Source organism: Pseudarthrobacter sp. AL07 (genome assembly GCF_029960665.1).
GTDB lineage: Bacteria > Actinomycetota > Actinomycetes > Actinomycetales > Micrococcaceae > Arthrobacter.
In genome coordinates, this window is sequence record NZ_JASBRB010000013.1 from 44,719 (window position 1) to 70,041 (window position 25,323).

The 25,323-nt window shown below is 64.8% G+C and carries 23 protein-coding genes, 3 tRNA genes and 1 pseudogene; 8 read left to right on the top strand and 19 right to left on the bottom strand.

The genetic code is table 11. The features are described from left to right. Positions 1-6: 6 nt before the first annotated feature. Both QK290_RS11865 and QK290_RS11870 read right to left on the bottom strand, forming a co-directional pair. Positions 7-765: an SDR family oxidoreductase gene (locus tag QK290_RS11865; protein WP_282330850.1), complete on the bottom strand. Its 759-nt coding sequence runs from the start codon at positions 763-765 to the stop codon at positions 7-9. Then, positions 762-1,154 carry a DUF488 family protein gene (locus QK290_RS11870; RefSeq protein ID WP_282330851.1) on the bottom strand — a complete coding sequence of 131 codons (393 nt, stop codon included), beginning with the start codon at positions 1,152-1,154 and terminating at the stop codon, positions 762-764. The genes QK290_RS11865 and QK290_RS11870 overlap by 4 nt, the downstream gene beginning before the upstream one ends. A gap of 62 nt (positions 1,155-1,216) precedes the next feature. Here QK290_RS11870 and valS point away from each other — a divergent pair, with 62 nt between their 5' ends. Next, entirely contained in the window at positions 1,217-3,835 is a 2,619-nt protein-coding gene (gene valS, locus QK290_RS11875) for a valine--tRNA ligase (protein ID WP_282330852.1), read from the top strand. A gap of 371 nt (positions 3,836-4,206) precedes the next feature. On the opposite strand, the gene QK290_RS11880 is transcribed toward valS, so the two are convergent. The 6 genes from QK290_RS11880 to QK290_RS11905 all read right to left on the bottom strand — a co-directional run bounded on the left by QK290_RS11880 (position 4,207) and on the right by QK290_RS11905 (position 9,445). Beyond that, the gene (locus QK290_RS11880; protein WP_282330853.1) at positions 4,207-4,821 is read right to left on the bottom strand and encodes a DsbA family protein; all 615 of its coding nucleotides are present in this window, start codon (positions 4,819-4,821) and stop codon (positions 4,207-4,209) included. A gap of 68 nt (positions 4,822-4,889) precedes the next feature. Next, a complete protein-coding gene (gene clpX, locus QK290_RS11885) occupies positions 4,890-6,170 on the bottom strand; it encodes an ATP-dependent Clp protease ATP-binding subunit ClpX (RefSeq protein WP_185260773.1) in 1,281 nt (426 codons plus the stop codon). A gap of 179 nt (positions 6,171-6,349) precedes the next feature. Next, on the bottom strand, positions 6,350-7,009 hold the full coding sequence (locus QK290_RS11890) for an ATP-dependent Clp protease proteolytic subunit (protein WP_141140836.1): 660 nt from the start codon (positions 7,007-7,009) through the stop codon (positions 6,350-6,352). 36 nt (positions 7,010-7,045) lie between these two features. Beyond that, positions 7,046-7,669, bottom strand: coding sequence for an ATP-dependent Clp protease proteolytic subunit (locus tag QK290_RS11895; protein ID WP_282330890.1), 624 nt, complete (start codon positions 7,667-7,669; stop codon positions 7,046-7,048). A gap of 224 nt (positions 7,670-7,893) precedes the next feature. Continuing rightward, positions 7,894-9,285 (bottom strand): trigger factor, encoded by a 1,392-nt coding sequence (gene tig, locus QK290_RS11900; protein WP_282330854.1) that lies wholly within the window; start codon positions 9,283-9,285, stop codon positions 7,894-7,896. 85 nt (positions 9,286-9,370) lie between these two features. Beyond that, positions 9,371-9,445: transfer RNA gene (locus QK290_RS11905), tRNA-Pro, on the bottom strand. Positions 9,446-9,593: 148 nt separating this feature from the next. Here QK290_RS11905 and QK290_RS11910 point away from each other — a divergent pair. Then, positions 9,594-9,667, top strand: a tRNA-Gly gene (locus QK290_RS11910). Positions 9,668-9,739: 72 nt separating this feature from the next. Here the strand turns inward: QK290_RS11910 and QK290_RS11915 are convergent. The 3 genes from QK290_RS11915 to QK290_RS11925 all read right to left on the bottom strand — a co-directional run bounded on the left by QK290_RS11915 (position 9,740) and on the right by QK290_RS11925 (position 12,264). Next, complete coding sequence (locus QK290_RS11915; RefSeq protein WP_282330855.1) at positions 9,740-10,675, bottom strand: DNA-formamidopyrimidine glycosylase family protein; 936 nt, start codon at positions 10,673-10,675, stop codon at positions 9,740-9,742. Then, positions 10,675-11,169: a ribose-5-phosphate isomerase gene (locus QK290_RS11920; protein WP_282330856.1), complete on the bottom strand. Its 495-nt coding sequence runs from the start codon at positions 11,167-11,169 to the stop codon at positions 10,675-10,677. The genes QK290_RS11915 and QK290_RS11920 overlap by 1 nt, the downstream gene beginning before the upstream one ends. Before the next feature lie 78 nt (positions 11,170-11,247). After that, entirely contained in the window at positions 11,248-12,264 is a 1,017-nt protein-coding gene (locus QK290_RS11925; protein ID WP_282330857.1) for a hypothetical protein, read from the bottom strand. 110 nt (positions 12,265-12,374) lie between these two features. On the opposite strand from QK290_RS11925, the gene pepN reads away from it, so the two are divergent. Together pepN and QK290_RS11935 are read left to right on the top strand one after the other, a co-directional pair. Next, positions 12,375-14,942: an aminopeptidase N gene (gene pepN, locus QK290_RS11930; protein WP_282330891.1), complete on the top strand. Its 2,568-nt coding sequence runs from the start codon at positions 12,375-12,377 to the stop codon at positions 14,940-14,942. 9 nt (positions 14,943-14,951) lie between these two features. Beyond that, positions 14,952-15,425, top strand: a complete 474-nt coding sequence (locus tag QK290_RS11935) for an OsmC family protein (protein WP_282330858.1) — start codon at positions 14,952-14,954, stop codon at positions 15,423-15,425. A gap of 39 nt (positions 15,426-15,464) precedes the next feature. Here the strand turns inward: QK290_RS11935 and QK290_RS11940 are convergent. Beyond that, positions 15,465-15,593, bottom strand: a pseudogene (locus QK290_RS11940) (epimerase); the annotation flags it as partial. A gap of 126 nt (positions 15,594-15,719) precedes the next feature. On the opposite strand from QK290_RS11940, the gene QK290_RS11945 reads away from it, so the two are divergent. Both QK290_RS11945 and QK290_RS11950 read left to right on the top strand, forming a co-directional pair. After that, positions 15,720-16,412 carry a mechanosensitive ion channel domain-containing protein gene (locus QK290_RS11945; protein ID WP_282330859.1) on the top strand — a complete coding sequence of 231 codons (693 nt, stop codon included), beginning with the start codon at positions 15,720-15,722 and terminating at the stop codon, positions 16,410-16,412. A 4-nt stretch (positions 16,413-16,416) separates the two neighbouring features. Further along, the gene (locus QK290_RS11950; RefSeq protein WP_282330860.1) at positions 16,417-16,869 is read left to right on the top strand and encodes a globin; all 453 of its coding nucleotides are present in this window, start codon (positions 16,417-16,419) and stop codon (positions 16,867-16,869) included. Between the two features lie 60 nt (positions 16,870-16,929). Here QK290_RS11950 and QK290_RS11955 read toward each other — a convergent pair whose 3' ends face one another. Further along, positions 16,930-17,586 carry a hypothetical protein gene (locus QK290_RS11955; protein ID WP_282330861.1) on the bottom strand — a complete coding sequence of 219 codons (657 nt, stop codon included), beginning with the start codon at positions 17,584-17,586 and terminating at the stop codon, positions 16,930-16,932. Positions 17,587-17,649: 63 nt separating this feature from the next. Between QK290_RS11955 and QK290_RS11960 the strand changes: the two genes are divergently transcribed. Further along, positions 17,650-18,630, top strand: a complete 981-nt coding sequence (locus QK290_RS11960) for an acyl-CoA thioesterase II (RefSeq protein WP_282330862.1) — start codon at positions 17,650-17,652, stop codon at positions 18,628-18,630. Positions 18,631-18,690: 60 nt separating this feature from the next. On the opposite strand, the gene ettA is transcribed toward QK290_RS11960, so the two are convergent. From ettA to QK290_RS11975, 3 genes are all read right to left on the bottom strand, one after another. Further along, positions 18,691-20,373, bottom strand: a complete 1,683-nt coding sequence (gene ettA / locus QK290_RS11965; protein ID WP_056340620.1) for an energy-dependent translational throttle protein EttA — start codon at positions 20,371-20,373, stop codon at positions 18,691-18,693. Positions 20,374-20,419: 46 nt separating this feature from the next. Next, positions 20,420-20,995: a hypothetical protein gene (locus tag QK290_RS11970; RefSeq protein WP_282330863.1), complete on the bottom strand. Its 576-nt coding sequence runs from the start codon at positions 20,993-20,995 to the stop codon at positions 20,420-20,422. 108 nt (positions 20,996-21,103) lie between these two features. After that, on the bottom strand, positions 21,104-21,685 hold the full coding sequence (locus QK290_RS11975; RefSeq protein ID WP_282330864.1) for a single-stranded DNA-binding protein: 582 nt from the start codon (positions 21,683-21,685) through the stop codon (positions 21,104-21,106). A gap of 214 nt (positions 21,686-21,899) precedes the next feature. Here QK290_RS11975 and QK290_RS11980 point away from each other — a divergent pair. Beyond that, a tRNA-Arg gene (locus QK290_RS11980) sits at positions 21,900-21,972 on the top strand. 111 nt (positions 21,973-22,083) lie between these two features. Here QK290_RS11980 and QK290_RS11985 read toward each other — a convergent pair. The 3 genes from QK290_RS11985 to QK290_RS11995 are packed head-to-tail and all read right to left on the bottom strand — an operon-like array spanning position 22,084 to position 25,321. After that, complete coding sequence (locus tag QK290_RS11985; protein ID WP_282330865.1) at positions 22,084-22,941, bottom strand: sugar phosphate isomerase/epimerase family protein; 858 nt, start codon at positions 22,939-22,941, stop codon at positions 22,084-22,086. Beyond that, positions 22,938-24,152: a dihydrodipicolinate synthase family protein gene (locus tag QK290_RS11990; protein WP_282330866.1), complete on the bottom strand. Its 1,215-nt coding sequence runs from the start codon at positions 24,150-24,152 to the stop codon at positions 22,938-22,940. Before QK290_RS11990 ends, QK290_RS11985 begins: the two co-directional genes overlap by 4 nt. Continuing rightward, positions 24,152-25,321, bottom strand: a complete 1,170-nt coding sequence (locus tag QK290_RS11995; RefSeq protein WP_282330867.1) for a Gfo/Idh/MocA family oxidoreductase — start codon at positions 25,319-25,321, stop codon at positions 24,152-24,154. The genes QK290_RS11990 and QK290_RS11995 overlap by 1 nt, the downstream gene beginning before the upstream one ends. Between the last annotated feature and the right edge of the window lie 2 nt (positions 25,322-25,323).

Sequence of the window (25,323 nt, forward strand, 5' to 3'; positions counted from 1 at the left end):
GGCAGATCAGGCCTTGCGGATCAGTTTGTGGTTGGCGGCCTGGGCCACCGGGCGGACGACGATCTGGTCCAGGTTGACGTGGTGCGGCACGCTGACGGCGTAACGCACAACGTCGGCGACGTCGGCTGCGGTCAGCGGCTTCTCCACGCCCTGGTAGGTCTTTGCCGCAGCCTTCGGGTCGCCGAGCCGGTTGAGGGCGAACTCCTCGGTGTGGACCAGCCCGGGCGCCACCTCGATGACCCGGATGTTGTGCTCTGCCTCTTCGAGCCGGAGCGCACCGGTCAGTGCGTGCTGGGCGAACTTGGCCGCGTTATAGCCACCGCCGCCCTCATACGCCACCAGGCCGGCAGTTGACGTCAGGTTCAGGACAGTGCCTTCCCCGTTGGCACGGAGCATCGGCAGGAACGCCCGGGTGAGCTTCATGGTGCCGAGAACGTTGACCCGGTACATCCATTCCCAGTCTTCGGTGTTGGCAGCGCCCACCAGGTCAGCGCCCCGGGCACCGCCGGCGATGTTGATGAGTGTTCCCACACCCCCGGCTTCGGTGACGCGGGCCAGCAGCCGGGCGACATCGTCGTCTTCGGTAATGTCGGCGGGAATTCCGACGGCGCCGGTCTCCGCTTCGAGCGCGGCCAGCCGTTCCGCGCGCCTCGCCACTGCGAATACCTTCCAGCCTTCTGCCGTAAGGGCGCGGACCGTTGCCTCGCCGATGCCGGTGCTTGCGCCAGTGACTACTGCTGCCCTGTTCCGTGAATCCTCAGTCATGGCACCACCCTAAAGGCATCGGCGCTCGGGGTGCCCCGCATGAACTCCAGTAACACCCGGGCGTGGTTGACCTCAGGATCCCGGGCTCCATACAGGAGGGTCACGCGGCTGTGCTCGGTCCCCAACTTCAGGAGGGTGGCAACAGCCGCGTTGCTTTCCAGCTCCTGCCGGTATTTCAGCCGGAAGTCGTCGAAGCGCTCCTTCATGTGCCCGAACTCCTGACGCAGCGGCGGTGACGGCGCGATGTCCTTCAGCCAGAGATCCAGTTGCGCGTCCTCCTTGCTGACCCCGCGGGGCCAGAGCCTGTCCACCAAGACCCGCCAGCCGTCGTCGTCCGCCGGCCTGTCATAGATGCGCTTGATCACAAAATTTTCACCGGTTGTGCCCATCTACCGCATGCTACGGCAGGCTCCCGTGCCGCGGGCTGAACAGACCATGAAACAATTGCCAGATGGCTGAAGACACTCAGGGTACAGACACGCCCTCCACCGCCCCTATCAACGTTCCGGACAAGCCCGCCCTTGAGGGGCTCGAAGCTGCCCTCACGCGGCGCTGGCTTGCCGAAGGGACCTACAAGTTCAACCCGGACACCACCCGGGAGCAGGTCTACTCGATCGACACTCCCCCGCCCACAGCGTCCGGTTCCCTGCACGTGGGGCACATGTTCTCCTTTACGCAGACGGACGTGCTGGCCCGCTACCAGCGCATGATCGGCAAGAACGTGTTCTACCCGATGGGTTGGGATGACAACGGCCTGCCCACCGAGCGTCGCGTGCAGAATTACTACGGCGTGCGCTGCGATCCGGCCACCCCGTACGATGCCGGCTACCGTGCTCCGGCCGAGCCCGCCAAGAACCAGCGCGATTTCGACGTCGTCTCGCGCCGGAACTTCATCGAGCTGTGTGAAGAACTGGCAGTGGAGGACGAGAAGGTCTTCGAAAGCCTGTTCCAGCAGCTCGGACTTTCCGTGGACTGGCAGCTGACGTACCGGACCATCGATGACGCCTCCCGGGAAGTCTCCCAGCGCGCCTTCCTGGCCAACCTGGCAGCCGGCGACGCGTACATGGCCGAGGCGCCAACCCTGTGGGACATCACCTTCCGAACGGCCGTGGCCCAGGCGGAACTCGAAGACCGCGAAGTCGCCGGCGCGTACTACCGCTACCCGTTCTTCACCGAAGACGGCGAAAAGATCTACGTCGAGACCACCCGTCCCGAACTGCTGGCCGCCTGTGCCGCCCTGGTGGCAAACCCCGACGACGAGCGCTACCAGCCGCTGTTCGGCAAGAAGGTCACGTCCCCGGTCTTTGGTGTTGAGGTTGAGGTCAAGGCCCACGCGCTGGCCAAGGCGGACAAGGGCTCCGGCATCGCCATGGTGTGCACCTTCGGTGACCTCACCGACGTCACCTGGTGGCGGGAACTGCAGCTGCCCACCCGCGCCATCGTTGGCCGGGACGGCCGGATCATCGGCGAAACACCGGACTGGATCACTACCGACGCCGGCCGCACCGCCTACGAAGCCATTGCGGGCAAGACCGTCTTCAGCGCCAAGGAAGCAGTGGTGGAGCTCCTGGCCGCCGAAGACCTGATCGACGGCGAACCGAAGAAGATCATGCACCCCGTGAACTTCTACGAAAAGGGCGACAAGCCCCTTGAAGTCGTCACCTCACGCCAGTGGTATTACCGCAACGGCGGCCGCGACGAAGAGCGCCGCGCCCGCCTGATCGCGCGCGGCCACGAGATCGACTTCCACCCGGCCTTTATGCGGTCCCGCTTCGAGAACTGGATCTCCGGGCTCAACGGCGACTGGCTCGTCTCCCGTCAGCGCTTCTTCGGTGTGCCCATCCCCGTCTGGTACCCGCTGGATGCCGAGGGCAACCCGCAGTACGGCGCCCCGATCGTGCCCCTGAATGAGCAGCTGCCCGTTGACCCCGCAGCCGATGCCGCACCGGGTTACGACGAAGCCCAGCGCGGCGTCCCAGGTGGCTTCGCCGGCGACGCCGACATCCTCGATACTTGGGCGACGTCCTCCCTGACCCCCCAGATCGTGGGCGGCTGGAGCCGGGACGAGGACCTGTTCGCCAAGGTTTTCCCGTTTGACCTGCGGCCCCAGGGCCACGACATCATCCGCACCTGGCTGTTCTCCTCGGTAGTCCAGGCTGACGCACTGCAGGACGCCGCGCCGTGGAAGCATGCCGCCATCTCGGGCTGGATCCTGGACCCGGACCGGAAGAAGATGTCCAAGTCCAAGGGCAACGTGGTGGTTCCCACCGATGTGCTGGACGAATTCGGCTCCGACGCCGTCCGCTACTGGGCCACGTCCGCCAAGCTCGGCGCGGATACGGCGTACGAGATCGCGCAGATGAAGATCGGCCGCCGCCTGGCCATCAAGCTGCTGAACGCCTCCAAGTTCGTCCTGAACCTCGGTGCCACTGAAGACTCCGTGGTGTCCAGCGACCTTGCTGTTCTCACCAACCCCCTGGACCGCGCCGTGCTGGCACAGCTGGCCGAGGTGGTGCGCCAGTCCACCAAGGCGTTCGAGAACTACGACTACGCCCGGGCCCTGCAGATCACCGAGAGCTTCTTCTGGCAGTTCACGGACGATTACGTGGAGCTCATCAAGGACCGCGCCTACGGTGCCGCCGGCGACGCTGAGCAGGCCTCCGTGCTGGCAGCTCTCGCCACCAGCCTGGACACGCTGCTCCGCCTGTTCGCCCCGTTCCTGCCCTTCGCCACCGAAGAGGTCTGGGGCTGGTGGCGCAACGGCTCCGTGCACCGTGCACAGTGGCCCACCTCAGTGGACGTGGACGGCGACACCACCTTGCTTGCCACCGTTGGCACGGCCCTGAGCGGTGTCCGCAAGGCAAAGTCCGAAGCCAAGGTCAAGCAGCGCACCGAGGTCCTCTCCGCCACCATCACGGCGTCCGAATCCCTGACCACGCAGCTGAAGGCAGGACTTGGCGACCTGAAGGCTGCCTCGAACGCCCGCGAGCTGACCCTCGTGGCGGGCGAGGGCGAATTGACCGTCAGCGACGTTGTGCTGGCCGCTCCGGAGGAACAGCCCAAGGCCTGACCGGATATAGGCCTGTTTCTGGGCAGCAGCCCTGTTTCTGAGCCGGCCTGTTTTTGGGCAAAGGGGAAGCCCCATCAGCGTTTTGCCGTTGGTGGGGCTTCGACTTTTCGGCCATCCTGGTGACGTCTTTGATGGTCTGGCAGGATCCTTGGATCTTCAGGTCTTCCTACCTCGTCACTGGTAGCTTGTATCTGACTTTGCCGATGGCTGCGTCGGATACATATCACTGAATCTTTGGTTCCTACGTCTCACTTCTTTCGAAGTGGGTAAGAACCATTGTTGTCCCGAAGGTTTGGATGCGCAAGAGCCCCGGACGAACTACATCAGAGTAGTTCGTCCGGGGCCTCCTGGCTGCCTGCGTCAGCCTGGCGTCAGTCGAATTCGGGGCTTTCGCTGCGGCTGCGCTTAATCTCGAAGAAGTACGGGTAGGAAGCCAGCGTGACGGTGGCGTCCCACAACTGGCCGGCCTGCTCGCCGCGCGGGCTGCGGGTCAGCACCGGCCCAAAGAAGGCCGTTCCGTTGACGGCGACAACCGGCGTGCCAACGTCCTGCCCCACCAGCGAGATGCCTTCCTCGTGGCTGGCCCTCAGCTGGGTGTCAAAGGCGTCCGTCGCGGCTACGTCTGCCAGGCCGGCCGGGAGTCCGCACTCGGCGAGTGCCTTGCTGATGACAACGCCATAGTCCGTTTCCCCGCCAAGGTGGATCAGTGTGCCCATGGCGTCGTAGAGCGGCTTCACCACGTGGTCGCCGTGCTGCTCCTGGGCCGCGATGATGACCCGAACCGGGCCCCAGGCCTTGTCCATGAGCTCCCGGTAGCCGGCGTCCAGTTCGCGCCCCTCGTTGAGGACAGCCAGGCTCATCACATGCCACACGGTCTCAATGTTGCGGACGGCCTCGACCTCGCCGATCCAGCGTGACGTGATCCAGGCGAATGGGCACAGCGGATCGAACCAGAAGTCGGCCCGGTTGATGGTTGTTTCAGTCATGCGTGAGTCCTCGGGTTCCTGAGCGTGCGGGGATGGACGGGGCAGGGGCCGGCGGGGCGGCGGACGCGTCAGGCGGACTTGCGTCGCTTGGTCACGTGCGGAATGAGGGTGGGCTCGGCCTTGCTGAGGACAACGTCAGCAGTGATGACCACGCTGGCCACGTCTTCGCGGCTGGGGAGGTCGAACATCACCGGAAGCAGCACCTCCTCCATGATGGCGCGGAGGCCGCGGGCACCGGTGCCACGCTCAAGGGCCTGGTCGGCGATGGCGTTGAGGGCGTCCTCATCAAAGACGAGTTCCACGCCGTCGATCTGGAACATCTTCTGGTACTGCTTGACCAGCGCGTTCTTCGGCGTGGAGAGGATCTGGATGAGGGCATCGCGGTCCAGGCTGGAGACCGTGGTGATTACGGGCAGGCGGCCGATGAATTCCGGGATGAGGCCGAATTTCAGCAGGTCCTCGGGCATCACTTCGCCGTAGGAGTCCACCTTGTTGCTGGCGTCGTTAAGCGGGGCGCCGAAGCCGATGCCCTTGCGTCCGGAACGCGAACCGATGATCTCTTCCAGCCCGGCAAAGGCGCCCGCCACGATAAAGAGCACATTGGTGGTGTCGATCTGGATGAATTCCTGGTGGGGGTGCTTGCGTCCACCCTGGGGCGGAACGGAGGCCACCGTTCCTTCAAGAATCTTCAAAAGGGCCTGCTGCACGCCCTCACCGGAGACGTCCCGGGTAATGGAGGGGTTCTCGCTCTTGCGCGAAATCTTGTCGATTTCGTCAATGTAGATGATGCCCTGTTCGGCCTTCTTGACGTCGTAATCCGCCGACTGGATGAGCTTGAGGAGGATGTTCTCCACGTCCTCACCCACATAGCCGGCCTCGGTGAGCGCTGTGGCGTCGGCAACCGCAAAGGGAACATTCAGCCGCCGTGCCAGTGTCTGGGCCAGGTAGGTTTTACCGCACCCAGTGGGGCCGATCAGGAGGATGTTGGACTTGGCAATTTCAACATCGTCGTGGTGGCCGCCCTCGGCGAGGCTGCCGCTCTTGGGGGCGTGGCCGGCCTGGATCCGCTTGTAGTGGTTGTAGACGGCGACGGCGAGGGAACGCTTGGCAGGTTCCTGGCCGATGACGTATTCCTGCAGGAAGTCGAAGATCTCGCGGGGCTTGGGCAGTTCGAAGCTGCCCAGATCGGCGACTTCCGCGAGTTCTTCCTCAATGATCTCGTTGCAGAGTTCAATGCATTCGTCGCAGATGTAGACACCGGGCCCGGCAATGAGCTTGCGTACCTGCTTCTGGCTCTTTCCGCAGAAAGAACACTTCAGCAGATCCGTGCTCTCGCCAATCCGAGCCATATGTGAACCCCTTTAGTATCTTGCTGCGAGGCAGCTGTGCACCGTTGCTGGAATCGAGGCGGGCCTGGGAGGACCGGCCGTGACATCTTCCACTCTAGGTCACAATTGCGTCCAAGGGTGGAAAGCGAAGGCCGGTGCGGCCCAAATAGCTGGACCGCACCGGCCGTCGAATAGCCGTACTACCTGGTAATTGCCTGTGGCTTGATCTTGCGGGAATCTAGGACCTGGTCGATAAGACCGTAGTCCAGGGCGTCTGCCGCGGTCAGGATCTTGTCGCGCTCGATGTCGTTGTTGACCTGCTCGGACGTGCGGCCTGAGTGGTGTGCGAGGGTATCCTCAAGCCAAGACCGCATCCGCATGACTTCCGCGGCCTGGATTTCGAGGTCCGAAGCCTGGCCACCCTGGCCGCCGGACAATGCCGGCTGGTGGATCAGGACACGCGCGTTGGGCAGCGCCAAACGCTTGCCGGGGGTGCCTGCGGCGAGCAGAACCGCGGCAGCGCTGGCCGCCTGGCCCAGGCAGACAGTCTGGATTTCGGGCCGGATGTACTGCATGGTGTCGTAGATCGCCGTCATGGCCGTGAACGAGCCACCCGGGGAGTTGATATACAGGGTGATGTCACGGTCCGGGTCGGTGGACTCGAGGACCAGCAGCTGGGCCATGACGTCATCGGCAGAGGCGTCATCCACCTGGACGCCGAGGAAGATGATGCGGTCCTCGAACAGCTTGGTGTAGGGGTCCTGGCGCTTGAAGCCATAAGGCGTGCGCTCTTCGAACTGGGGAAGGACGTAGCGGCTGGTCGGAAGGTTACCGGCAGTCGATCCGAAGTTGTAAGTCATTGTTGTTGCTCCTGATCTAAAGGTTCTATTGCCGGGTTACTTCTCGGATGCCGACTCGCCGGAGGGTCCGTTGGCGGTTCCGCCGCCGCCGGCCACGGTGCCGGCGTGGGCAGCGATCTTGTCGAAGAAGCCGTATTCGAGGGCTTCTTTAGCAGTGAACCATTTGTCGCGGTCGTTGTCCTTGAGGATGGTTTCCACCGACTGTCCGGTCTGATCCGCGGTCAGTTCAGCCATGACCTTCTTCATGTGCAGGATGAGCTCGGCCTGGATCTTGATATCCGAGGCCGTACCGCCGATGCCGCCGGAGGGCTGGTGCATCAGGACGCGGGCGTTGGGGGTGGCGTAGCGCTTGCCCTTGGTGCCGGAGGAGAGCAGGAACTGGCCCATGGAGGCTGCCAGGCCGGTGGCGACGGTGACGACGTCGTTCGGGATGAACTGCATGGTGTCATAGATGGCCATGCCTGCGGTCACGGAGCCACCGGGAGAGTTGATGTAGAGATAGATGTCCTTTTCCGGGTTCTCGGCGGACAGGAGCAGCAACTGCGAGCAAATGGCGTTGGCGTTGTCGTCACGCACCTCGGAGCCCAGCCAGATGATGCGCTCTTTCAGGAGGCGGTTGTAGATGTAGTTGTCCTGGCCGGCCGGATCTACAGTCGCCATCCGGGGGGCCTCTGCGTGCTGTGACATATGTACTTACCTCTCGCTGGTGACGGTGACATCACTGAACTTCACTACTTGGACACTAACCGGTTTGGTGGCCGATTTGTTCGCCGGAATCGCGCTGTTCGCTGACGGCGCACGATCCCTGCAACTGCCCGTAAACCAAGGCAGCCCCCGGACCAGTAGGTCCGGGGGCTGCCTTCAGTCGCACTGCCAGGGGCGTGCTACAACTTCACTGCTGCCGGGTCGTCACCCGGGGTGGCGTCGGTCTCGGCGTTGATGTCTTCAGTGGCCTCAGCCTCAACGGCGGGAGCCTCGTCTTCGCCGCCGGGGCGGACGAAGTCACTGAGGTCAACAGACTTGCCATCGGTGTCGGTGACGGCGGCCTGGCCCAGGACTACGGCCAGTGCCTTCCGGCGGCGGACCTCTGAAACCATCATGGGAACCTGGCCGCTCTGATCGATGATCTGGGCGAACTGGTTCGGGTCCATGCCGTACTGGCTGGCGGCGCTGACGATGTAGTCGATCAGCTCAGCCTGGCTGACGTTGACTTCTTCCTTTTCGGCAATGGCGTCGAGGATGACTTCGTTCTGGAAGGCGCGGGCGGTGTTGGCCTTGACCTCTTCGCGGTGCTCCTCGGTGTCGTGCTCGCCTTCACCGTGGCCGTTGCCCTCCTTGAAGTGGGCGTCGACCTGCTCTTCGACCACGGAGTCCGGAACCGGAACCTGGACGAGTTCAACGAGCTTGTCCAGGACCTTGTCTCGGGCTTCTACGCCCTGCTCGACAACCTTGGACTCGGCAGCCTGCTTGGCCAGGTCCTCGCGGAGTTCAGCCAGGGTGTCGAACTCGGAGGCCAGCTGGGCGAAGTCGTCGTTGGCTTCCGGTAGCTCGCGCTCCTTGACAGCCTTGACAACAACCTTCACCTGGGCGGACTCGCCGGCGTGGTCACCGCCCACAAGGGTGGTTTCGAAGATGGCGTCTTCGTCAACGCTGAGGCCGGTGACGGCCTCGTCCAGGCCCTCGAGCATGGTTTCGGTGCCTACCTGGTAGGACAGACCGGACGCGGAGTCAACGTCGGCACCGTCAATGGTTGCGGTGATGTCGATGGTCAGGAAGTCGCCATCGGCGGCCGGGCGGTCCACGGACTTCAGCGTGCCGAAGCGGCCTCGCAGCTCATCCAGGGCCTTGTCAACGTCTTCGTCGGAGGACTCCGCTGCGGCTACCTCAACCTTGATGCCGGCATAGTCCGGGAGTTCGATCTCCGGGCGGATATCAACCTCCGCGTGGAACTTCAGTTCCCCGTCCGTGGAGCTGGGGTCCGGAACCTCGGTGATTTCAACCTCGGGACGGCTCAGGGGGCGGATGCCTGATTCCTGGACTGCAGCCTGGTACCAGCCGTTGAGGCCTTCGTTAATGGCCGTCTCCAGCACGTAGCCGCGGCCAACGCGCTGATCGATCAGCTTGGACGGGACCTTGCCCTTACGGAAGCCAGGGACCTGGATCTGCGAAGCAACAGTCTTGTATGCCTCGTCGATGCTGGGCTTCAATTCCTCAAAAGGGACCTCAACATTGAGCTTGACCCGCGTGGGGGTGAGGTTCTCGACAGCGCTCTTCACGGTCTAAGTACTCCTGGGTTTGTGGGATGGGTTTCTGCAAACGCATTTTTCTGCCCGGGCCGTTTGCACGGCCCGAGCCGCAGAGTCGGGGTGACAGGATTTGAACCTGCGACTTCCTGCTCCCAAAGCAGGTGCTCTAGCCAAGCTGAGCTACACCCCGTAAGTGCACAGGCAAGTCTACGTTCATCCGGGCGGTCTTTGCACATTTGACACGTGGGGCATGAATTAGGTTTAGTTGTATCCGGCTTCAACAGCCAGCCCGAAGAAACGCGGTTCAGCCTGATGCAACAGCTGGGGTGTATTTTTCCGGGGACGTAGCTTAGTGGTAAAGCCTCAGTCTTCCAAACTGATGATGCGGGTTCGATTCCCGTCGTCCCCTCCACATCAAGCAGGGCCCCTCGCTGAGGGGCCCTGCTTTTTTGTTGGCTGACTTGGAAGTTAGCTGCTTCGTTGGCTACTGCTGGCAACCGGGGCACCAGTAGAGCTTGCGGCCCACCATTTCGGTGATGGCCACCGGCACGGCACAGACCCGGCAGGGCTGCCCTTCACGCTTGTATACAAAGTGGGCGTCGCCGGCCGCGGGCGGGACCGCCCCTGCGTGCAGGTAACCCCGCTCCCGGCGGTCCAACTCCCAATACACCGGCGGTGTGGTGATGATCCGTCCGTCGCGGACGCCGTCGGCCATTACTGCGGCAGTGTCGTCCCACAACAGCCCGGCGGCGCTGCCGGAAAGGGCTGTGCCCGGCAGCCAGGGATCCAGGCCTTGCCGGAACAGCACTTCGGCCCGGTAGACATTCCCGACGCCGGCGATCACCTTCTGGTCCATCAGCAGCGCTGCGATGGGCGTCTTGCGGGACAAAAGGCCCGTCACAAAGAGGCCCCTGTCCACGGGACGGTTATGCAGCGGATCCGGCCCCAGCCGGGCCAGGACGGCACGCGCTTCGGCCTCGGTGATGGCCGCGCACGTGGTGGCACCGCGCAGGTCCGCCCAGCCATGCTGGCTGACCAGCCGGACGCGTACGGCACCCTTGGGCTCGGGCGGGCCTGAGTACTCAACAGTCCCGGCGCCGTCGACAATTCCGCGGTCCTCGAAAACCTCGCGCTCCCCGATCTTCCGCGGCGCGCCGATGCTGGACGCCCCGCGGAACGTGGCGTCTCCGCCGAAATCCCAGGCACCGTAGAGCCCCAGGTGGACGTGCAGCACCACGGCGTGGTCAAAGTGCAGGAAGAGGTGCTTGCCATGAGCGCGCGACTCCGTCAGGACCTGGCCGTCCAGCAGGGCCGCACCTGCGGCGAACCTGCCCTGCGGGCTGCTAACGGACAGTGATTCGCCGGTAAACACATCCCCGAACTGTTGCGCCAGGCGGCGGACTGAATGCCCTTCGGGCACTATTCGACGACCTCGCCGGTGGTTTCGTAAACCGCAATCTTGCCGATGCGGCGGACGTGCCGCTCGTCGTTGCTGAACGGCTCAGCCAGAAAGGCCTCGATCAGTTCGGTTGCTTCCTCGACGGTGTGCTGGCGGCCGCCCACGGCTACCACGTTGGCGTCGTTGTGTTCACGTGCCAGCGTGGCCGTGGAGTGGTTCCAGGCGAGGGCGGCGCGGACGCCCTTGACCTTGTTGGCCGCAATCTGTTCCCCGTTGCCCGAGCCGCCCAGGACGATGCCGAGGGCGTGGATTCCTGCCTGCTGGTCAGCCACAACGGCGAGCGCTGCGTTGATGCAGAAGGACGGGTAGTCGTCCAGGGCATCGTATTCCTTGGGTCCGTGGTCCACTACGTCGTAGCCCTTGGCCGTGAGGTGGCTGACCAGATGGGCGCTGAGTTCCATGCCTGCATGGTCGGTGGCGATATGTACCCGCGGGAAGGCAGGGGAAGAAGTCACAGCAGTATCCGTTCGTTTCGGCGCCGGGGGCCAGCAGTGCTGGTTCAGGCCAGGGTCAGATCATCACGGACAAGGTTACTAGGACTCAGACTCCGGGGCACGTTCGCCGGACGCACCCCCGTGCGCCCTCGCTGCCACCCGGGTCAGGACTTCAGCCAGCCGCGCTGCCGACGCCGGGCTGCCGCCGCTGACCGCAATGTTGTGCCCATCCGTTTTATGCACGACGACGGCGGGGCCGCTGCTGACCAGCATCGCGGCGGTACCGCGATGGTTGCGGTAGCCCCACCCGCCGTAGTCGGCGGCGCGGACGTCCGCAGCGCTGGCGGTGGCGATCGCGTCCGCGGGCACCTCCATGACGGGCAGCACGCCGGCCACCAAGACGCGCAGGCCGCTGCGGTCCGCCTTGACGCGGGCGGAGAGGAAGGCCGCGGCCACAACGGCGAGGGCAGCCACCAGCGCCCCGAGCCATGGTTGTGCCACTGCGATCAGCGCCGCAGGAAACAGGCTGGCGACGGCGATCATTACAAAGACCGAGCTCCGGGCGTGCACCCACAGCCGGAGCGTGTCTCCGGCAAGCTCCGGGTCAAGTTCGCGGGCGAGGGCCCGTTCCAGGGCCCGGTCGTCGTCGAGCGACCACTGCCGGTCGGCTTTGAAGACGAACCCCATGGTGACGCCCAGCGACACCGCGGCCCCGCTGCCCAAGGCAAGGACCGTGAGGTCCACCCGGGACTCCCGGGCATCAGCGAGGCCGGTCTGGCCCACCAGCCCGGCGGCCAGGACGCTAGTGATGAACAGGCTCAGGAACAGGCCCGTTCCCATCATGATCCGGCGCATCACCGCCGGCCGGGACACGGGCACCGCCTGGGACAGCACCAGCCACCCTGCGCCGATGATGAGCAGCGCGCCGCCGGCCGCGTAGGCGCCGAAAGGGGCAAAGGCGGCACCGCCGTCGGCCGTCCAGCCGATCGCCACGGGGTCCGGAAGATCGGGCCGCAGCAAAAAGGCGCAGAACACAAAAGCCGCCGCCAGCACCACGGGAAAGCCCACTGCGAAGCGCAACGCCCTGGCATCCACCGAATCCCGGAACTTTCCCATGCCTTAACGCTACTCCCGCCGGAGGCCGTGACAGAATGACTTCACCGTGCCGGTGCAGGCCACCGCCCGCCGGCAACCGCAACCCCTTCTGGAGGTCCCACTTGCCAGGTATGAACCTGACTCGCGCCGAAGCCCGCGAGCGTGCCGAACTCATCAACGTTGACTCCTACGATGTCATCCTGGACCTGACCAAGGGCGAGAAGGTCTTCGGGACCACCACCACGGTGAGGTTCACGGCAGTGCCGGGTTCCGCTACATTTATCGATGCCGTCACCCACACCGTGCACAGCGTCACGCTCAACGGGCGCGCGCTCGACCCTGCCGTAGTCTCCGACGGCGTCCGGATCCAGCTCCAAGAACTGGCTGGCTCCAACGAACTCACCGTGGTGGCCGACGCGCCGTACATGAACACCGGCGAAGGCCTGCACCGCTTTGTGGATCCTGTGGACCAGGAGGTGTACCTGTACACGCAGTTCGAGGTTCCCGATTCGCGCCGCATGTTCGCGGTGTTTGAGCAGCCCGACCTCAAGGGGACCTTCAGGTTTACGGTCACGGCGCCCTCGCACTGGGATGTCATCTCCAACTCCCCCACCCCTGCCCCCGTGGAAGCCACGCCAGGGACGGACGGCGGCGCCCGCTCGGTCTGGACGTTCGCCGCCACGCCGCGGCTGTCCTCCTACGTCACCGCCCTGATCGCCGGCCCGTACCAGGCTGTCCGGTCCGAGGTCACCAGTTCCGACGGGCGTGTGATCCCGCTGGGGGTCTTTGCCCGGAAGTCGCTGATGCAGTACCTCGACGCGGACAACATCTTTGAGCTGACCCGCCAAGGCTTCGAATTCTTCGAGGCGCAGTTCGGTTTCCCGTACCCGTTCGAGAAGTACGACCAGCTGTTCGTTCCGGAGTTCAACGCAGGCGCCATGGAGAATGCCGGTGCGGTGACCATCCTCGAAGGCTACGTTTTCCGGAGCAAGGTGACCGGTGCGCAGATCGAGCGCCGGGCCATCACCGTGTTGCACGAACTCGCCCACATGTGGTTTGGCGATCTGGTGACCATGCGCTGGTGGAACGACCTCTGGCTCAACGAATCCTTTGCCGAATACATGTCCCACCTCGCCGCCGTGGAAAACACGTCGTTCACAAGCGCCTGGACCACTTTTGCCTCGGTGGAGAAGTCCTGGGCCTACCGCCAGGACCAGCTGCCCACCACGCACCCGATCTTCGCCGACATCAGCGACCTTCAGGACGTCGAGGTCAACTTCGATGGCATCACGTACGCCAAGGGCGCCTCTGTCCTGCGCCAGCTGGTGGCGTGGGTAGGGCCGGAGCAGTTTATGGCCGGGGTCCGGGAGTACTTCGCCAAGCACGCGTGGCAGAACACCGAACTCAGCGACCTGATGGTGGAGCTGGAGAAGGCCAGCGGCCGCGACCTGGACCAGTGGGGCCGGCTCTGGCTGGAGACCGCCGGCGTCAATACGCTCAAGCCGGAGCTCGCTGTGGACGGCTCCGGGACGCTGACATCCTTCACCATCGTGCAGTCAGCCGTCGAGGACTGGCCCACCATCCGTCCGCACCGGCTTGCCGTCGGTTTCTACAACCTGAACAGCGCGGGCAAGCTGGAGCGCGTGCACCGCGAGGAGCTCGACGTCGACGGCGAACGAACCGAGGTGCCGGCACTGGCGGGCCTGGCCCAGCCTGACCTGATCCTGGTTAACGACGACGATCTCGCCTACGCGAAGGTCCGGCTGGACGAGAAGTCCCTCGCCACGGCAACGGCGCACCTGAAAGACTTCAGCGAGAGCCTGCCGCGTACCCTGGTGTGGAACTCCGCCTGGGACGCTGCCCGCGACGGCGAGTCCCCCGCGCGCCGGTACGTGGAGCTGGTCCTGGCCAACGTGGCCGCAGAATCGGATTCCTCGGTGATCCTGGTGCAGCTGCGCCAGCTGGCCACCACGCTGAACTTCTATGTGGCCGAGGAGCATCGCGCGGCCACCACGGTCACCGCCGTGGACGCGCTGTGGGATCTTGCCAGCGCTGCACTCGGCGGGTCCGATGCCCAGCTGCAGTTTGTGAAGTCGTTTGCCCTGTTGGCCCGCAGCTCAGGCCAGCTGGACACCGTGGCCGGGCTGCTGGACGGCACCGCGACTCTGGAGGGGCTGACCGTGGACCAGGACCTGCGCTGGGAGCTGCTGACGTCTCTGGTGGCCGGTGGCCGGCTGGGCCAGGCTGAGATCGCTGCTGAACTGGAACACGACAACACCGCGAGTGGACAGAACGCCGCGGCCCTGGCCACGGCGGCCATCCCCACCGCCGAAGCCAAGGCCGCCGCCTGGGACTCGATAGTGGTCACGGGAGAACTCTCCAATGCGCTCCAAGGTTCAGCGGTCAATGGCTTTATGCGCGTGCTGGACCGTTCGCTGCTGGAACCGTATGCGGAAAAGTACTTCGAGGCTGTTCCCTCGATCGTGGCAAACCGCACACACGCACTCGCCCAGCAGATCGTCGTCGGGCTTTACCCTGCGCTGCTGACTACGCAGGCAACGGTGGACCGGACGGATGCTTTCCTGGCAGGCCTTCCGGCCGACAGCGCCGCACTGCGGCGCATGATGCTGGAAAACCGCGACGGCGTGGCCCGGGCCCTGCGGGCACGCTCGGCCGACGTGCTGCCTGGCGAAGCCTAGGCTGGCGCCGTGGGCCTGGGCGAGCACCACTATTCCCTGACGGTGCAGTGGACCGGCAACCTGGGTAACGGCACGTCGTCGTACCGGGGCTACTCACGGGACCACGACATCCGGATCCCCGGGCTGCCGGTCCTGCCCGGTTCCGCCGATCCGACGTTCCATGGGGACCGTGACCGCTACAACCCGGAGCAGCTGCTCCTGGCGGCGCTGGCGCAGTGCCACATGCTGTCGTTCCTGCATGTGGCGGTGAAGCACGGGGTTGTGGTGACCGGCTATCAGGACGACGCCACCGGTGTGATGCGCCTGAACCGCGACGGCAGCGGACAGTTTGAGTCCGTCACGTTGAACCCGCGGGTCACCGTGGTGGACGCGGCCCATGTGGATCTGGCCGAACGGCTGCACCGCGAAGCCAACGCGGTCTGTTTCATCGCCCGGAGCGTCAACTTCGCCGTGCATCATTCACCCGTGACTGTGGTGGCCTGACAGGAGTTCACCGGCCGTGCCGAGCGAACGGGCCGCGTTGACCCACCGGACACCGTTTGGCGCTTCCGTCGCGGATTCGCCGGCCAGGCACGTAACTGCGTGACCTGCGGAAACGGCCTGCCGGGCGATTTCAGTGGAGCGAAAGGCAGTTCCACCCAGACTGAGGATGCGTCCGGGGCCGGGCTACGGCGCTAGGGTTGAAAGGGAATAGAGCCTATGCCGCGGGCGAAACCTGTGCATTGGGCCGATCTCATCCCCCGGCCGCCGCCGGTGACCCCCAGGAGTTTTGCCTCAATGTTCAGCACGATGTCGCTTACACCCCCGCCCCTCACCGCGCAGCCCGACGGCGTCAGCATCACAGGGATCGCAATCAGCCTTGGCGTCGGAATCGCTGTCTGGCTGGTGGCGACGTTCGTGATTTCGCGGATCAGCAAGCGCGTGGCCGCGGGCAGCAATTTCTTCAAGAAACCGCATTTCAAGTGGGTTGCCCCCGCGCTGCGGGCATTGGACCATGAACGCCGGGTGCAGCGGGCGGAGACCATCGGTTCCCTGCTCAACAGCATCGTGGGCGTGCTGGTGGCCGTGATCACCATCATGTATGTGCTCCAGAACCTGGACATCAACATCGCACCGCTGTTGACCAGCGTCGGGATCCTGGGTATCGCCATCGGTTTTGGCGCCCAACAGCTGATCCGTGACTTCCTTGCTGGCATCTTCATCACGATTGAGGACCAGTTCGGCATCGGCGATATTATTGAAACCAGCGAGGTGGTGGGCATAGTCGAGTCCATGGGCTTGCGCATCACGCGGGTCCGGTCGGAGGACGGCGCCATCTGGTACCTCCGCAATGGCGAGATCCTTCGCGTCGGCAACCGTTCGCAGGGCAAGTACGTGCCGGTGCCGGACCTGCCGGTCGCCGGGCAGGACACTGCTCTGAGTGTGCCTGCCACCGAGGCGCAAAAGACTGAGCAAAAGGCCGGAGAATAGAGATATGTCTATACCCGCCGAGCCGCAGAAGCCACGCCAGCTCATGCAGAACGATCCCTTCAGCCAGCCCGGCTACACGGAGAACTTCTACGATGCCGTGGGCGGACACCCCACGTTCGTCAAGCTGATCGATGTCTTTTATGACGGCGTTGCCACGGACCCGCTGTTGCGCCCGATGTACCCGGAGGAGGACCTTGAGCCGGCCAAGCGGCGGTTCCTGATGTTCCTGGAGCAGTACTGGGGCGGCCCCACCACGTACGGCGAGGAGCGCGGCCACCCCCGTCTGCGGATGCGCCACATGCCGTTCCGGGTCACGCCGGAGGCCAAGGACCGCTGGCTGTTCCACATGCGGACGGCCGTCGATTCCCTGGAACTGCCTCCCCTCTATGAGGGAACGCTCTGGGACTACATGGACCGTGCCGCGCTGTCCATGGTGAACAGCCCCTCGGACGCCTGACGCCTATGCTCCGCATACGGGGCTGGAGTCTTAGCCCGTACGACGGCGGCTGGCCGGGTGCTAGAGGCCGTTGCCGGTCCGCGCCAGGACGTGACCGCGCGGACCACTGAGGCGGAACCAGCGGCCCGCCCGGTACAGCTTCTGGTCCGCGTCTGCGAGGAATCCCAGGGTGAGTGCGGCGAATGCAGCCCCTGCCGGGAGGCCGGAGTCATCAAGGGCCCGGCCCCACACAGCGGCGCGTGCGTTGTTGACGATCAGTGCCCCCGGCTGGGCAGGCATGATGCCCGCCACCTCGGTGATGCCGGCCTCAGCCGCGCGCCGGAGTTCGGCATCCGACAACACACCCACCAGCTCCCATCCGGTGCGCGGTGCGCCGACGCCCGTCCACGATTCGGTGACCGTGGACGGCGGAATCGGCAGCTCGACGTCGTCCTCTCCTGCCCTGGCAAGCCGGTCCAGGACGGCCGAGAGGGGCACCGTCACGTCAATCGCTGACGGTTCCGCCAGCGCTATGGTGCGCAGGCCAAGGATAGTGGGGGTGGATTCGCCCAGCAGGCGGGGCCGCAGAACGCACACGTAGGCCGCCAGAACGGAACCAGCAGCCTGAAGCCGGATGGCGCCGTCGTCGACGGTCTTGGCACGGGTGGTGAACGTGCGCAGATCCGCGAGATCACGCGGGTCGGCGAACCGGAAGGACTTCGTTAGTAGGTCAGACACACTAAGAACACTACCGGCTGAAGCCTGGTTGAGCAGCGGCAGGGCGACGTCTAGAGTCAATCCATGACTGAAGCCGAAACCGGACTGCTGGCGCCACCCAGCGGCGACCCCACCGAAACGCTCATCCAGCTCCTTGACCTCGGTGAGCTTGAAGGCGCCCGGACCGATGAGGACATCTTCCTGGGCCCATCGCAGCAGCAGCCCCGGCAGCGCGTTTTCGGTGGGCAGGTTCTGGCCCAGTCGCTGGTCGCTTCCATGAGGACGGTGGACCCGGAACGGTTTGTCCATTCCATGCACGGCTATTTCCTCAGGCCAGGAGACGCCAACAAGCCCATCACATTCGGTGTCCAGCGCCTGCGTGACGGCCGGTCCTTTTCGGCCAGGCGTGTCCATGCCTATCAGGAAGGTGTGCCCATCCTGTCGATGATCGCCTCGTTCCAGGATCTGGACGAAGGGCTCGACCACGAATCCAAGATGCCCGCCAACATTCCCGATCCTGAGTCGCTGCCGAGCACGGCCGATCTGCTGGGTAAGTTCGACCACCCGATCGCCCAGCACTGGGCATATGAGCGGCCCTTTGATATCCGACACGTTGACCCGCCGCTGTACGTCTCGGCCAAGGGCAAGAAGGAGGCCAGTAACCTTGTCTGGATGAAGACGTTCGGGCCCATGCCGGATGATTCGAACCTGCACCGGGCCGCCCTGGCCTACGCCAGCGACTACACGCTACTGGAGTCCATCCTGCGCCGCCACGGGCTGAGCTGGATCACGCCCGGTATGAGTGTCGCCAGCCTGGACCACGCCATGTGGTGGCATCGCCCCGCCCGGGTGGACGAATGGCTGCTCTACGTCCAGGAATCGCCCAGCGCCCAGGGAGCCCGCGGCCTCGCCACGGGCAAGATCTTCAACCGGGCCGGGCAGCACGTTGCCTCCGTGGCGCAGGAGGGCATGGTCCGGGTGCCCACGGACCTGAAGAACAAAGTAGTTGGCGCCCTACAGTCCAAAGTCCTGGAGCACCAGATCCGCAAGGCCGGGCGAGGCTGAGCTGACGCGGGCAGCAGAAAGGCCGGCACCCTTGAAGGGGTGCCGGCCTTATCTTTGCGATCAGTCGCGGGTGAGGCGGCGGTGCGTAACGCGGTGCGGCTTGGCCGCATCGGGTCCGAGCCGCTCTACCTTGTTCTCCTCGTAGGATTCGAAGTTGCCCTCGAACCAGTACCACTTGGCGGGGTTTTCCTCGTCGCCTTCGTAGGCCAGGATGTGCGTGGCCACCCGGTCCAGGAACCAGCGGTCGTGCGACACCACCACGGCGCAGCCGGGGAACTCCAGCAGCGCGTTTTCAAGGCTGCTGAGGGTCTCGACGTCGAGGTCGTTAGTGGGTTCGTCAAGGAGCAGCAGGTTACCGCCCTGCTTGAGTGTCAGCGCTAGGTTGAGGCGGTTGCGCTCACCACCGGAGAGCACCCCGGCCTTCTTCTGCTGGTCCGGGCCCTTGAAGCCGAAAGCGGCAACGTAGGCGCGGGACGGCATTTCGACCTGGCCCACCTGGATGTAATCCAGGCCGTCGGAAACAACTTCCCACAGGGTCTTGGTCGGGTCGATGCCGCCGCGGCTCTGGTCCGCGTAGGAGATCTTGACCGAATCGCCGATCTTCAGCTCGCCGCCGTCGAGCGGCTCCAGGCCAATGATGGTTTTGAACAGCGTGGACTTGCCCACACCGTTCGGGCCGATGACCCCGACGATGCCGTTGCGGGGAAGCGTGAAGGACAGTCCGTCGATCAGGGTGCGGTCGTCGAAGCCCTTCTGCAGGTTCCTGGCTTCCAGGACCAGCCCGCCCAGGCGCGGGCCCGGCGGAATCTGGATCTCTTCGAAGTCAAGCTTGCGGGTGCGGTCAGCCTCGGCTGCCATCTCCTCGTAGCGGGCCAGACGGGCCTTGGACTTGGTCTGGCGGCCCTTGGCGTTGGAGCGAACCCACTCAAGTTCCTCGGTGAGCCGCTTAGCCTGCTTGGCGTCCTTCTTGCCCTGGACTTCCAGGCGGGCACGCTTCTTCTCCAGGTACGTGGAGTAGTTGCCTTCATAGGGGTACAGGTGGCCGCGGTCAACCTCTGCGATCCATTCCGCGACGTGGTCCAGGAAGTAGCGATCGTGGGTGACGGCCAGGACTGCGCCGGCGTAGCTGGAGAGGTGCTGTTCCAGCCACAGCACGCTCTCGGCGTCCAGGTGGTTGGTGGGCTCGTCCAGGAGCAGGAGGTCAGGCTTCTGCAGAAGGAGCTTGCAGAGGGCCACGCGGCGGCGCTCACCGCCGGAGAGTAGGGTCACGTCCGCGTCCGCGGGCGGGCAGCGGAGGGCGTCCATGGCCTGCTCCAGCTGGGAGTCGAGATCCCAGGCCTCCGCGGCGTCAATGGCTTCCTGGAGCTGACCCATTTCCTCGAGCAGCACGTCGAAGTCAGCGTCGGGGCTGGCCATTTCTTCGGAGATCTCGTTGAAGCGCTGGATCTTGCCGTAGATCTCGCCAACACCTTCCTGGACGTTGCCCAGGACAGTCTTTTCCTCGTTCAGTGGCGGTTCCTGCAACAGGATCCCCACGGTGTAGCCGGGGCTGAGCCTGGCCTCACCGTTGGAGGGGATGTCCAGTCCGGCCATGATCTTCAGGATGGTGGACTTACCGGCACCGTTCGGGCCAACAACACCGATTTTGGCGCCCGGAAAGAACGACATGCTTACGTTGTCAAGAATGAGTTTTTCGCCAACTGCCTTGCGGGCATTGGTCATTGTGTAGATAAATTCCGCCATGGTTCCAAATCTAGTGGGTTGGCGGGCTTAACTCACATTCGAGGCCTCAGGCAGGCGCCCCTACGAAGCACTTACCGCTGGCCAGGACAGGCAGAACGATGACGGTGACGCTGCCGTCACGGACCTGTCCCACCACGCATTTGGTGCCCTGTAACACTGCGGCTTCGATGGCGTCCGCTTCCAGCCCGGTGGGCGTCCGGCTGGCCGACACTTCAAGGGCCGCGACGGCAATCCCGGCGCCGGTGAGGGCATCGGTCATCTGGGCTGTGGCTGGCCTTGGTGTCCCCGCCGCCAGCCGGCCCAGCGCATCCGTTACTGTCTGCTTCAAGACCGCGATGGCCGGATCCTCCGCCGGGGACGCGGCGGCCGGCCGGGTGGAGCCCGCCGTGGCCAGTTCCGTCGGAGCGGCCACTTCCGAGGGGGTGGCCACCACGCCGGGGGTGGCAACGGCCTGTCCCGCTCCTGTTGGGGAGCCGCCGGTGCAGGCTGCAAGCGCAAGAACCATCAGGAAGCTTCCTGCGAGCGCGGCGGGCGCCCGTCCCGCACGGAACCCAAACCGCCGGGAACGGGTGGTCCGGCTGGTGATTGGGGTTGCCCGCCGTGTGTCCGTCGCGCGATTCATGCCGCCATTCTTCCACGCGGCCAGGCATCGGACGGAACGGTCCCGGCGCGGGCGGAGTGCGGGCACAGGATCCGCCCGTGTCCCGTGAAGTATCCAACGCCGGCACTCTCAGACGGCAGACCCGGCGAGCTCGCCTGTTTCAGCGTCCACCGGGATGTGGTTGCCGTCGGCGTCCTCGTGGAAGACTCCCAAGGCTGCAGCGTCGTCGTCCGCGTGCTCCCCTTCCTCCGGGTCTCCTCCGTCGTCGTCAGGATCCGCAGGGCCGATGCCGCTGCCGTCCGCTGCGGCTTCCTGGCCTGCCGCGCCGTTGTCTGAGACGAGGTGCAGTCCGGTGTCGCTGGTACGGATGTAGTTGGCCGAACCGCGTTTGAGGTCGTGCCCCACGGAATCGGCATCGATTTCGGCCGAATGGTAGATCCGGCCGTCTTTCTCCCAGCTGCGCAGCTTGAGCCGGCCAACAACAATGACGCACTGGCCCTTTTTAATACTGCAGGCCATATTCCCGGCAAGCTGACGGTATCCCTGGACGTTGAACCAGTTGGTGTGGCTATCCACCCAGGTGCTGGTGGCGCGGTCAAAACGCCGCGCGGTTGAACCGAGGCGGAACGAGGCTGTGCCCACGCCGCCCGGAGTTGTGGAGGTCTTGATATCCGTGGCAACGAAGCCCCGGAACGTTTGGTAGTCAGTCATCATCTTGTCCTGTCTCGAAAGGTAGCGCCTTAGCGGCAAAACCAGCTTCGCGCGGACGGCACCGCGCCGCGAGGGACAAGTTCGCGTATGTGCACAACCCTTCCCGAAACTGCCTTGTTGAGGAGAAGTTCCGGCAGCGCGCCCTGGTGAAGCGGCTGCACCGTGGGGCCATGTAAACTTTTGATGCGCCTGATCTCTGGTCGTGGCGCCACGTGCCCCAGTAGCTCAGGGGATAGAGCAGCGGCCTTCTAATCCGCCGGTCGGGGGTTCGATTCCCTCCTGGGGCACAAGATGATGACTTGGCACGTCCTTGACGGATGCGCCGGTCAGCAAAAAACACCCCGGTCAGCAGACCGGGGTGTTTTTTCATTGTGTGGCTGGTGTGAAATTGCCGTTTCTCAGGCGTAAGGCAGCACGAGTTCCGCGTAGCGCTCCTTGACGGTGGCAAGGACGATATTGCCATCGGTGTCCCAGATCTCCTGATTGAAGATTTCGACTTCGATGTCGCCGGTGTACCCGGCGTCGCGGACCCAGGTGCCGATGGTGGCGAAGTCAATGACGCCGTCGCCCATGTATCCGCGCGACAGCAGTGGATCCGCGGCGATGGGCATGTTGAAGTCGCACACCTGGTAGGAGGCGATGCGGTCTTCCCGGCCGGCGCGTTCAATTTGGGCCTTAAGTTCCGGATCCCACCAGACGTGGAAGGTGTCGACTGCGACGCCAACATCCTTTGTGTCGAACGGGGCGGCGAGATCCAGGGCCTGTCCCAGAGTGGAGATCAGGGCACGGTCAGCCGCATACATCGGGTGCAGCGGTTCGAGCACCAGCCGGATCCCGTTCTCGGAGGCGAATGGAACAAGGTCGGCGAGGCGGTCGGCGACGCGCTGGCGGGCAGCCACCACGTCCCTCTCCGCCGGCGCCAGTCCGCCGACCACCAGGAAGAGTTCCCGGGTGTTCAGCGCCGCGGCTTCGAGGATCGCCGCACGGTTGTCCGCCAGGGCGGCGGCCTGGCCTTCGGCGTCGGCCGCTGTCAGGAAACCGCCGCGGCAGAGCGAGGAGACCCGGAGGCCGGCATCCTTGATCAGCTTGGCGGCCTTGTCCAGTCCTGCTTCCTCCACGCGGTCACGCCATGGGCCGATCGACGGGATCCCGGCGTTGACGCAGCCGTCGACGACCTGTGCGAGGGTCCACTTCTTGGTGGTGGCGCTGTTGATCGAAAGGCGCGAAAAATGGAACGGTCCTGAATTGGAAGTCATACTCCCACTCCGTTGATGCGCAGGTAGTCGGACATCCGGAACGCGGCGAGCGCAGGATCCTTCAGCAGCCCTGCCTGGTCGGCCAGTTCGAAGGTCTTGGCCAGGTGGCAGACGGAGCGGCCGGAGTGCAGGCCGCCCACCATCTGGAAGCCGGGCTGATTGCCGTTAAGCCAGGACATAAAGGCGATCCCGGTCTTGTAGTAGAACGTGGGGGCGCTGAAGATGTGCTTGCCGAGCTCCCGCGTGGAATCCAGGATGGCGCGCGCTTCCGCAGCTTTGCCGGCGTCGTAGTGCTGCAGGGCAACGGAAGCGGCGGGGTAGATGGCTGCGAAGATACCCAGCAGGGCGTCCGAATGGTGGCTGCCGTCGCCGTCGATCAGTTCCGGGTAGTTGAAGTCGTCGCCGGTGTACAGGCGGACCCCTTCGGGCAGGACTGCACGGAGGGCCACTTCGTGGCTGGCGTCCAGCAGCGAGACCTTGACGCCGTCCACCTTGTCCGCGTTGTCGCGGATCAGGGAAAGGAACGTCTCGGTGGCCTGGGCAACATCATCCGAACCCCAGTAACCGGCCAGGGCGGGATCGAACATGGTCCCGAGCCAGTGCAGGATGACGGGCTGGTCCACTTCCTGAAGCAGTGTGGAGTACACCTTCAGGTAGTCTTCCGGGCCAGTCGCCACGCGGGCCAGCGCACGGGAGGCCATCAGGATGACCTTGGGCCCGGCTTCGGACACGACGGCGATCTGCTCGCGGTAAGCCTCGAGGACGGCGGTCAGTCCGGCCTCTCCCGTGGGCAGCGTGGCGATGTCCAACTGGTCGGTGCCGGCGCCGCAGGAGACGAGGTCCCGCACGGTCTTGCCAGCGGTCGCGGCGTTGCCGGAGGAGACCACCGAAGCGGCCTCCACACCGGTGCGCTTGATGAGCTGCTGGGTTGCGGCCCAGTCCAGGCCCATGCCGCGCTGTGCGGTGTCCATGGCGTCCGCAACACCCAGGCCGTAGGACCAGAGTTCGTGCCGGTACGCCAGGGTGGCGTCCCAGTCGAGGCTTGCCGGGGCACCTGGCGTGTTGTCCGCCAGGACCTCGGGAATGACGTGCGCGGCCGCGTAGGTACGCCGCGACGTGAGCGGGGCGGTGGGGCGGGCCCACGACACGCCGCCTTGGAGGCGGTACTCGCGGGTGCCGCCGTCGTGGGTGGGAAGGATCAGGGAAGTCATCAGAGCGTGATCTCCGGGATGTCGATGGTGCGGCGTTCGTTGTTGGACTGCAGGCCAAGTTCGGCGAGCTGGACGCCGCGGGCGGCGGACAGCAGGCCGAAGCGGTGCTCGCGGCCAGCCACGACATCGCGCAGGAACTCTTCCCACTGCAGCTTGAAGCCGTTATCCAGCTCGGCGTTCGCAGGGACTTCCTGCCACTGGCTGCGGAACGATTCCGTGACGGGCAGGTCCGGGTTCCAGACGGGCTTAGGGGTGTGGGCGCGCTGCTGGGCAACGCACTTGTTCAAACCGGCAACGGCGGAGCCGTGCGTGCCGTCGATCTGGAATTCCACAAGCTCGTCTCGGTAGACGCGGACAGCCCAGGAGGAGTTGATCTGGCCGATGACCGGCTCGCCCGCCGGCGTTTCGAGTTCGAAGATGCCGTAGGAGGCGTCGTCGGCGGTGGCCTTGTACTCCTTGCCTGCCTCGTCCCAGCGGGCCGGGATGTGCGTGGCGGTCTTGGCGTTGACGCTCTTGACCTTGCCGATGATGCCTTCGAGGACATAGTTCCAGTGGCAGAACATGTCCGTGGTCATGCCGCCGCCGTCTTCCTTGCGGTAGTTCCAGGACGGGCGCTGCGCTGCCTGGACGTCGCCTTCGAAGACCCAATAGCCGAATTCGCCGCGGATGGAGAGGATGCGCCCGAAGAAGCCTTCGTCCACCAGGCGGCGGAGCTTGACCAGGCCCGGCAGGTACAGCTTGTCGTGCACAACACCCGCGGTGACGCCGGCTTCCTTGCCGATGCGGGCCAGCTCGATGGCTTCTTCCAGGGATTCCGCCGTGGGCTTCTCCGTGAAGATGTGCTTGCCGGCCAGCATGGCCTTCTTCAGGGTGGCGGCACGGAGGCTGGTCATGGACGCATCAAAGATGATGTCCACCGAAGGATCGTTGATCACGGAATCCAGGTCCGTGGTCCATTCGGCCACCTTATGGAGCTCGGCCAGCTCACGGATCCTGGCTTCATTGCGGCCCACCAGGATCGGCTCCACCTGGACCTTGGTGCCGTCCTCCAGCGTGAACCCACCTGCATCGCGGATGGGAAGGATGGAACGCAGCAGGTGCTGGCGGTAACCCATCCGGCCGGTGATGCCATTCATGGCGATACGGATCGTCTTTGTTTCGAAGCCCATGT

What these genes read in the sequence shown, in the direction of transcription:
- QK290_RS11865 (WP_282330850.1), bottom strand. Translation starts at nt 765, where the DNA reads ATGACTGAGGATTCACGGAACAGGGCAGCAGTAGTCACTGGCGCAAGC.
- QK290_RS11870 (WP_282330851.1), bottom strand. Translation starts at nt 1,154, where the DNA reads ATGGGCACAACCGGTGAAAATTTTGTGATCAAGCGCATCTATGACAGG.
- valS (WP_282330852.1), top strand. Translation starts at nt 1,217, where the DNA reads ATGGCTGAAGACACTCAGGGTACAGACACGCCCTCCACCGCCCCTATC.
- QK290_RS11880 (WP_282330853.1), bottom strand. Translation starts at nt 4,821, where the DNA reads ATGACTGAAACAACCATCAACCGGGCCGACTTCTGGTTCGATCCGCTG.
- clpX (WP_185260773.1), bottom strand. Translation starts at nt 6,170, where the DNA reads ATGGCTCGGATTGGCGAGAGCACGGATCTGCTGAAGTGTTCTTTCTGC.
- QK290_RS11890 (WP_141140836.1), bottom strand. Translation starts at nt 7,009, where the DNA reads ATGACTTACAACTTCGGATCGACTGCCGGTAACCTTCCGACCAGCCGC.
- QK290_RS11895 (WP_282330890.1), bottom strand. Translation starts at nt 7,669, where the DNA reads ATGGCGACTGTAGATCCGGCCGGCCAGGACAACTACATCTACAACCGC.
- QK290_RS11925 (WP_282330857.1), bottom strand. Translation starts at nt 12,264, where the DNA reads ATGGGAAAGTTCCGGGATTCGGTGGATGCCAGGGCGTTGCGCTTCGCA.
- pepN (WP_282330891.1), top strand. Translation starts at nt 12,375, where the DNA reads ATGAACCTGACTCGCGCCGAAGCCCGCGAGCGTGCCGAACTCATCAAC.
- QK290_RS11945 (WP_282330859.1), top strand. Translation starts at nt 15,720, where the DNA reads ATGTTCAGCACGATGTCGCTTACACCCCCGCCCCTCACCGCGCAGCCC.
- QK290_RS11950 (WP_282330860.1), top strand. Translation starts at nt 16,417, where the DNA reads ATGTCTATACCCGCCGAGCCGCAGAAGCCACGCCAGCTCATGCAGAAC.
- QK290_RS11960 (WP_282330862.1), top strand. Translation starts at nt 17,650, where the DNA reads ATGACTGAAGCCGAAACCGGACTGCTGGCGCCACCCAGCGGCGACCCC.
- ettA (WP_056340620.1), bottom strand. Translation starts at nt 20,373, where the DNA reads ATGGCGGAATTTATCTACACAATGACCAATGCCCGCAAGGCAGTTGGC.
- QK290_RS11970 (WP_282330863.1), bottom strand. Translation starts at nt 20,995, where the DNA reads ATGAATCGCGCGACGGACACACGGCGGGCAACCCCAATCACCAGCCGG.
- QK290_RS11975 (WP_282330864.1), bottom strand. Translation starts at nt 21,685, where the DNA reads ATGACTGACTACCAAACGTTCCGGGGCTTCGTTGCCACGGATATCAAG.
- QK290_RS11985 (WP_282330865.1), bottom strand. Translation starts at nt 22,941, where the DNA reads ATGACTTCCAATTCAGGACCGTTCCATTTTTCGCGCCTTTCGATCAAC.
- QK290_RS11990 (WP_282330866.1), bottom strand. Translation starts at nt 24,152, where the DNA reads ATGACTTCCCTGATCCTTCCCACCCACGACGGCGGCACCCGCGAGTAC.
- QK290_RS11995 (WP_282330867.1), bottom strand. Translation starts at nt 25,321, where the DNA reads ATGGGCTTCGAAACAAAGACGATCCGTATCGCCATGAATGGCATCACC.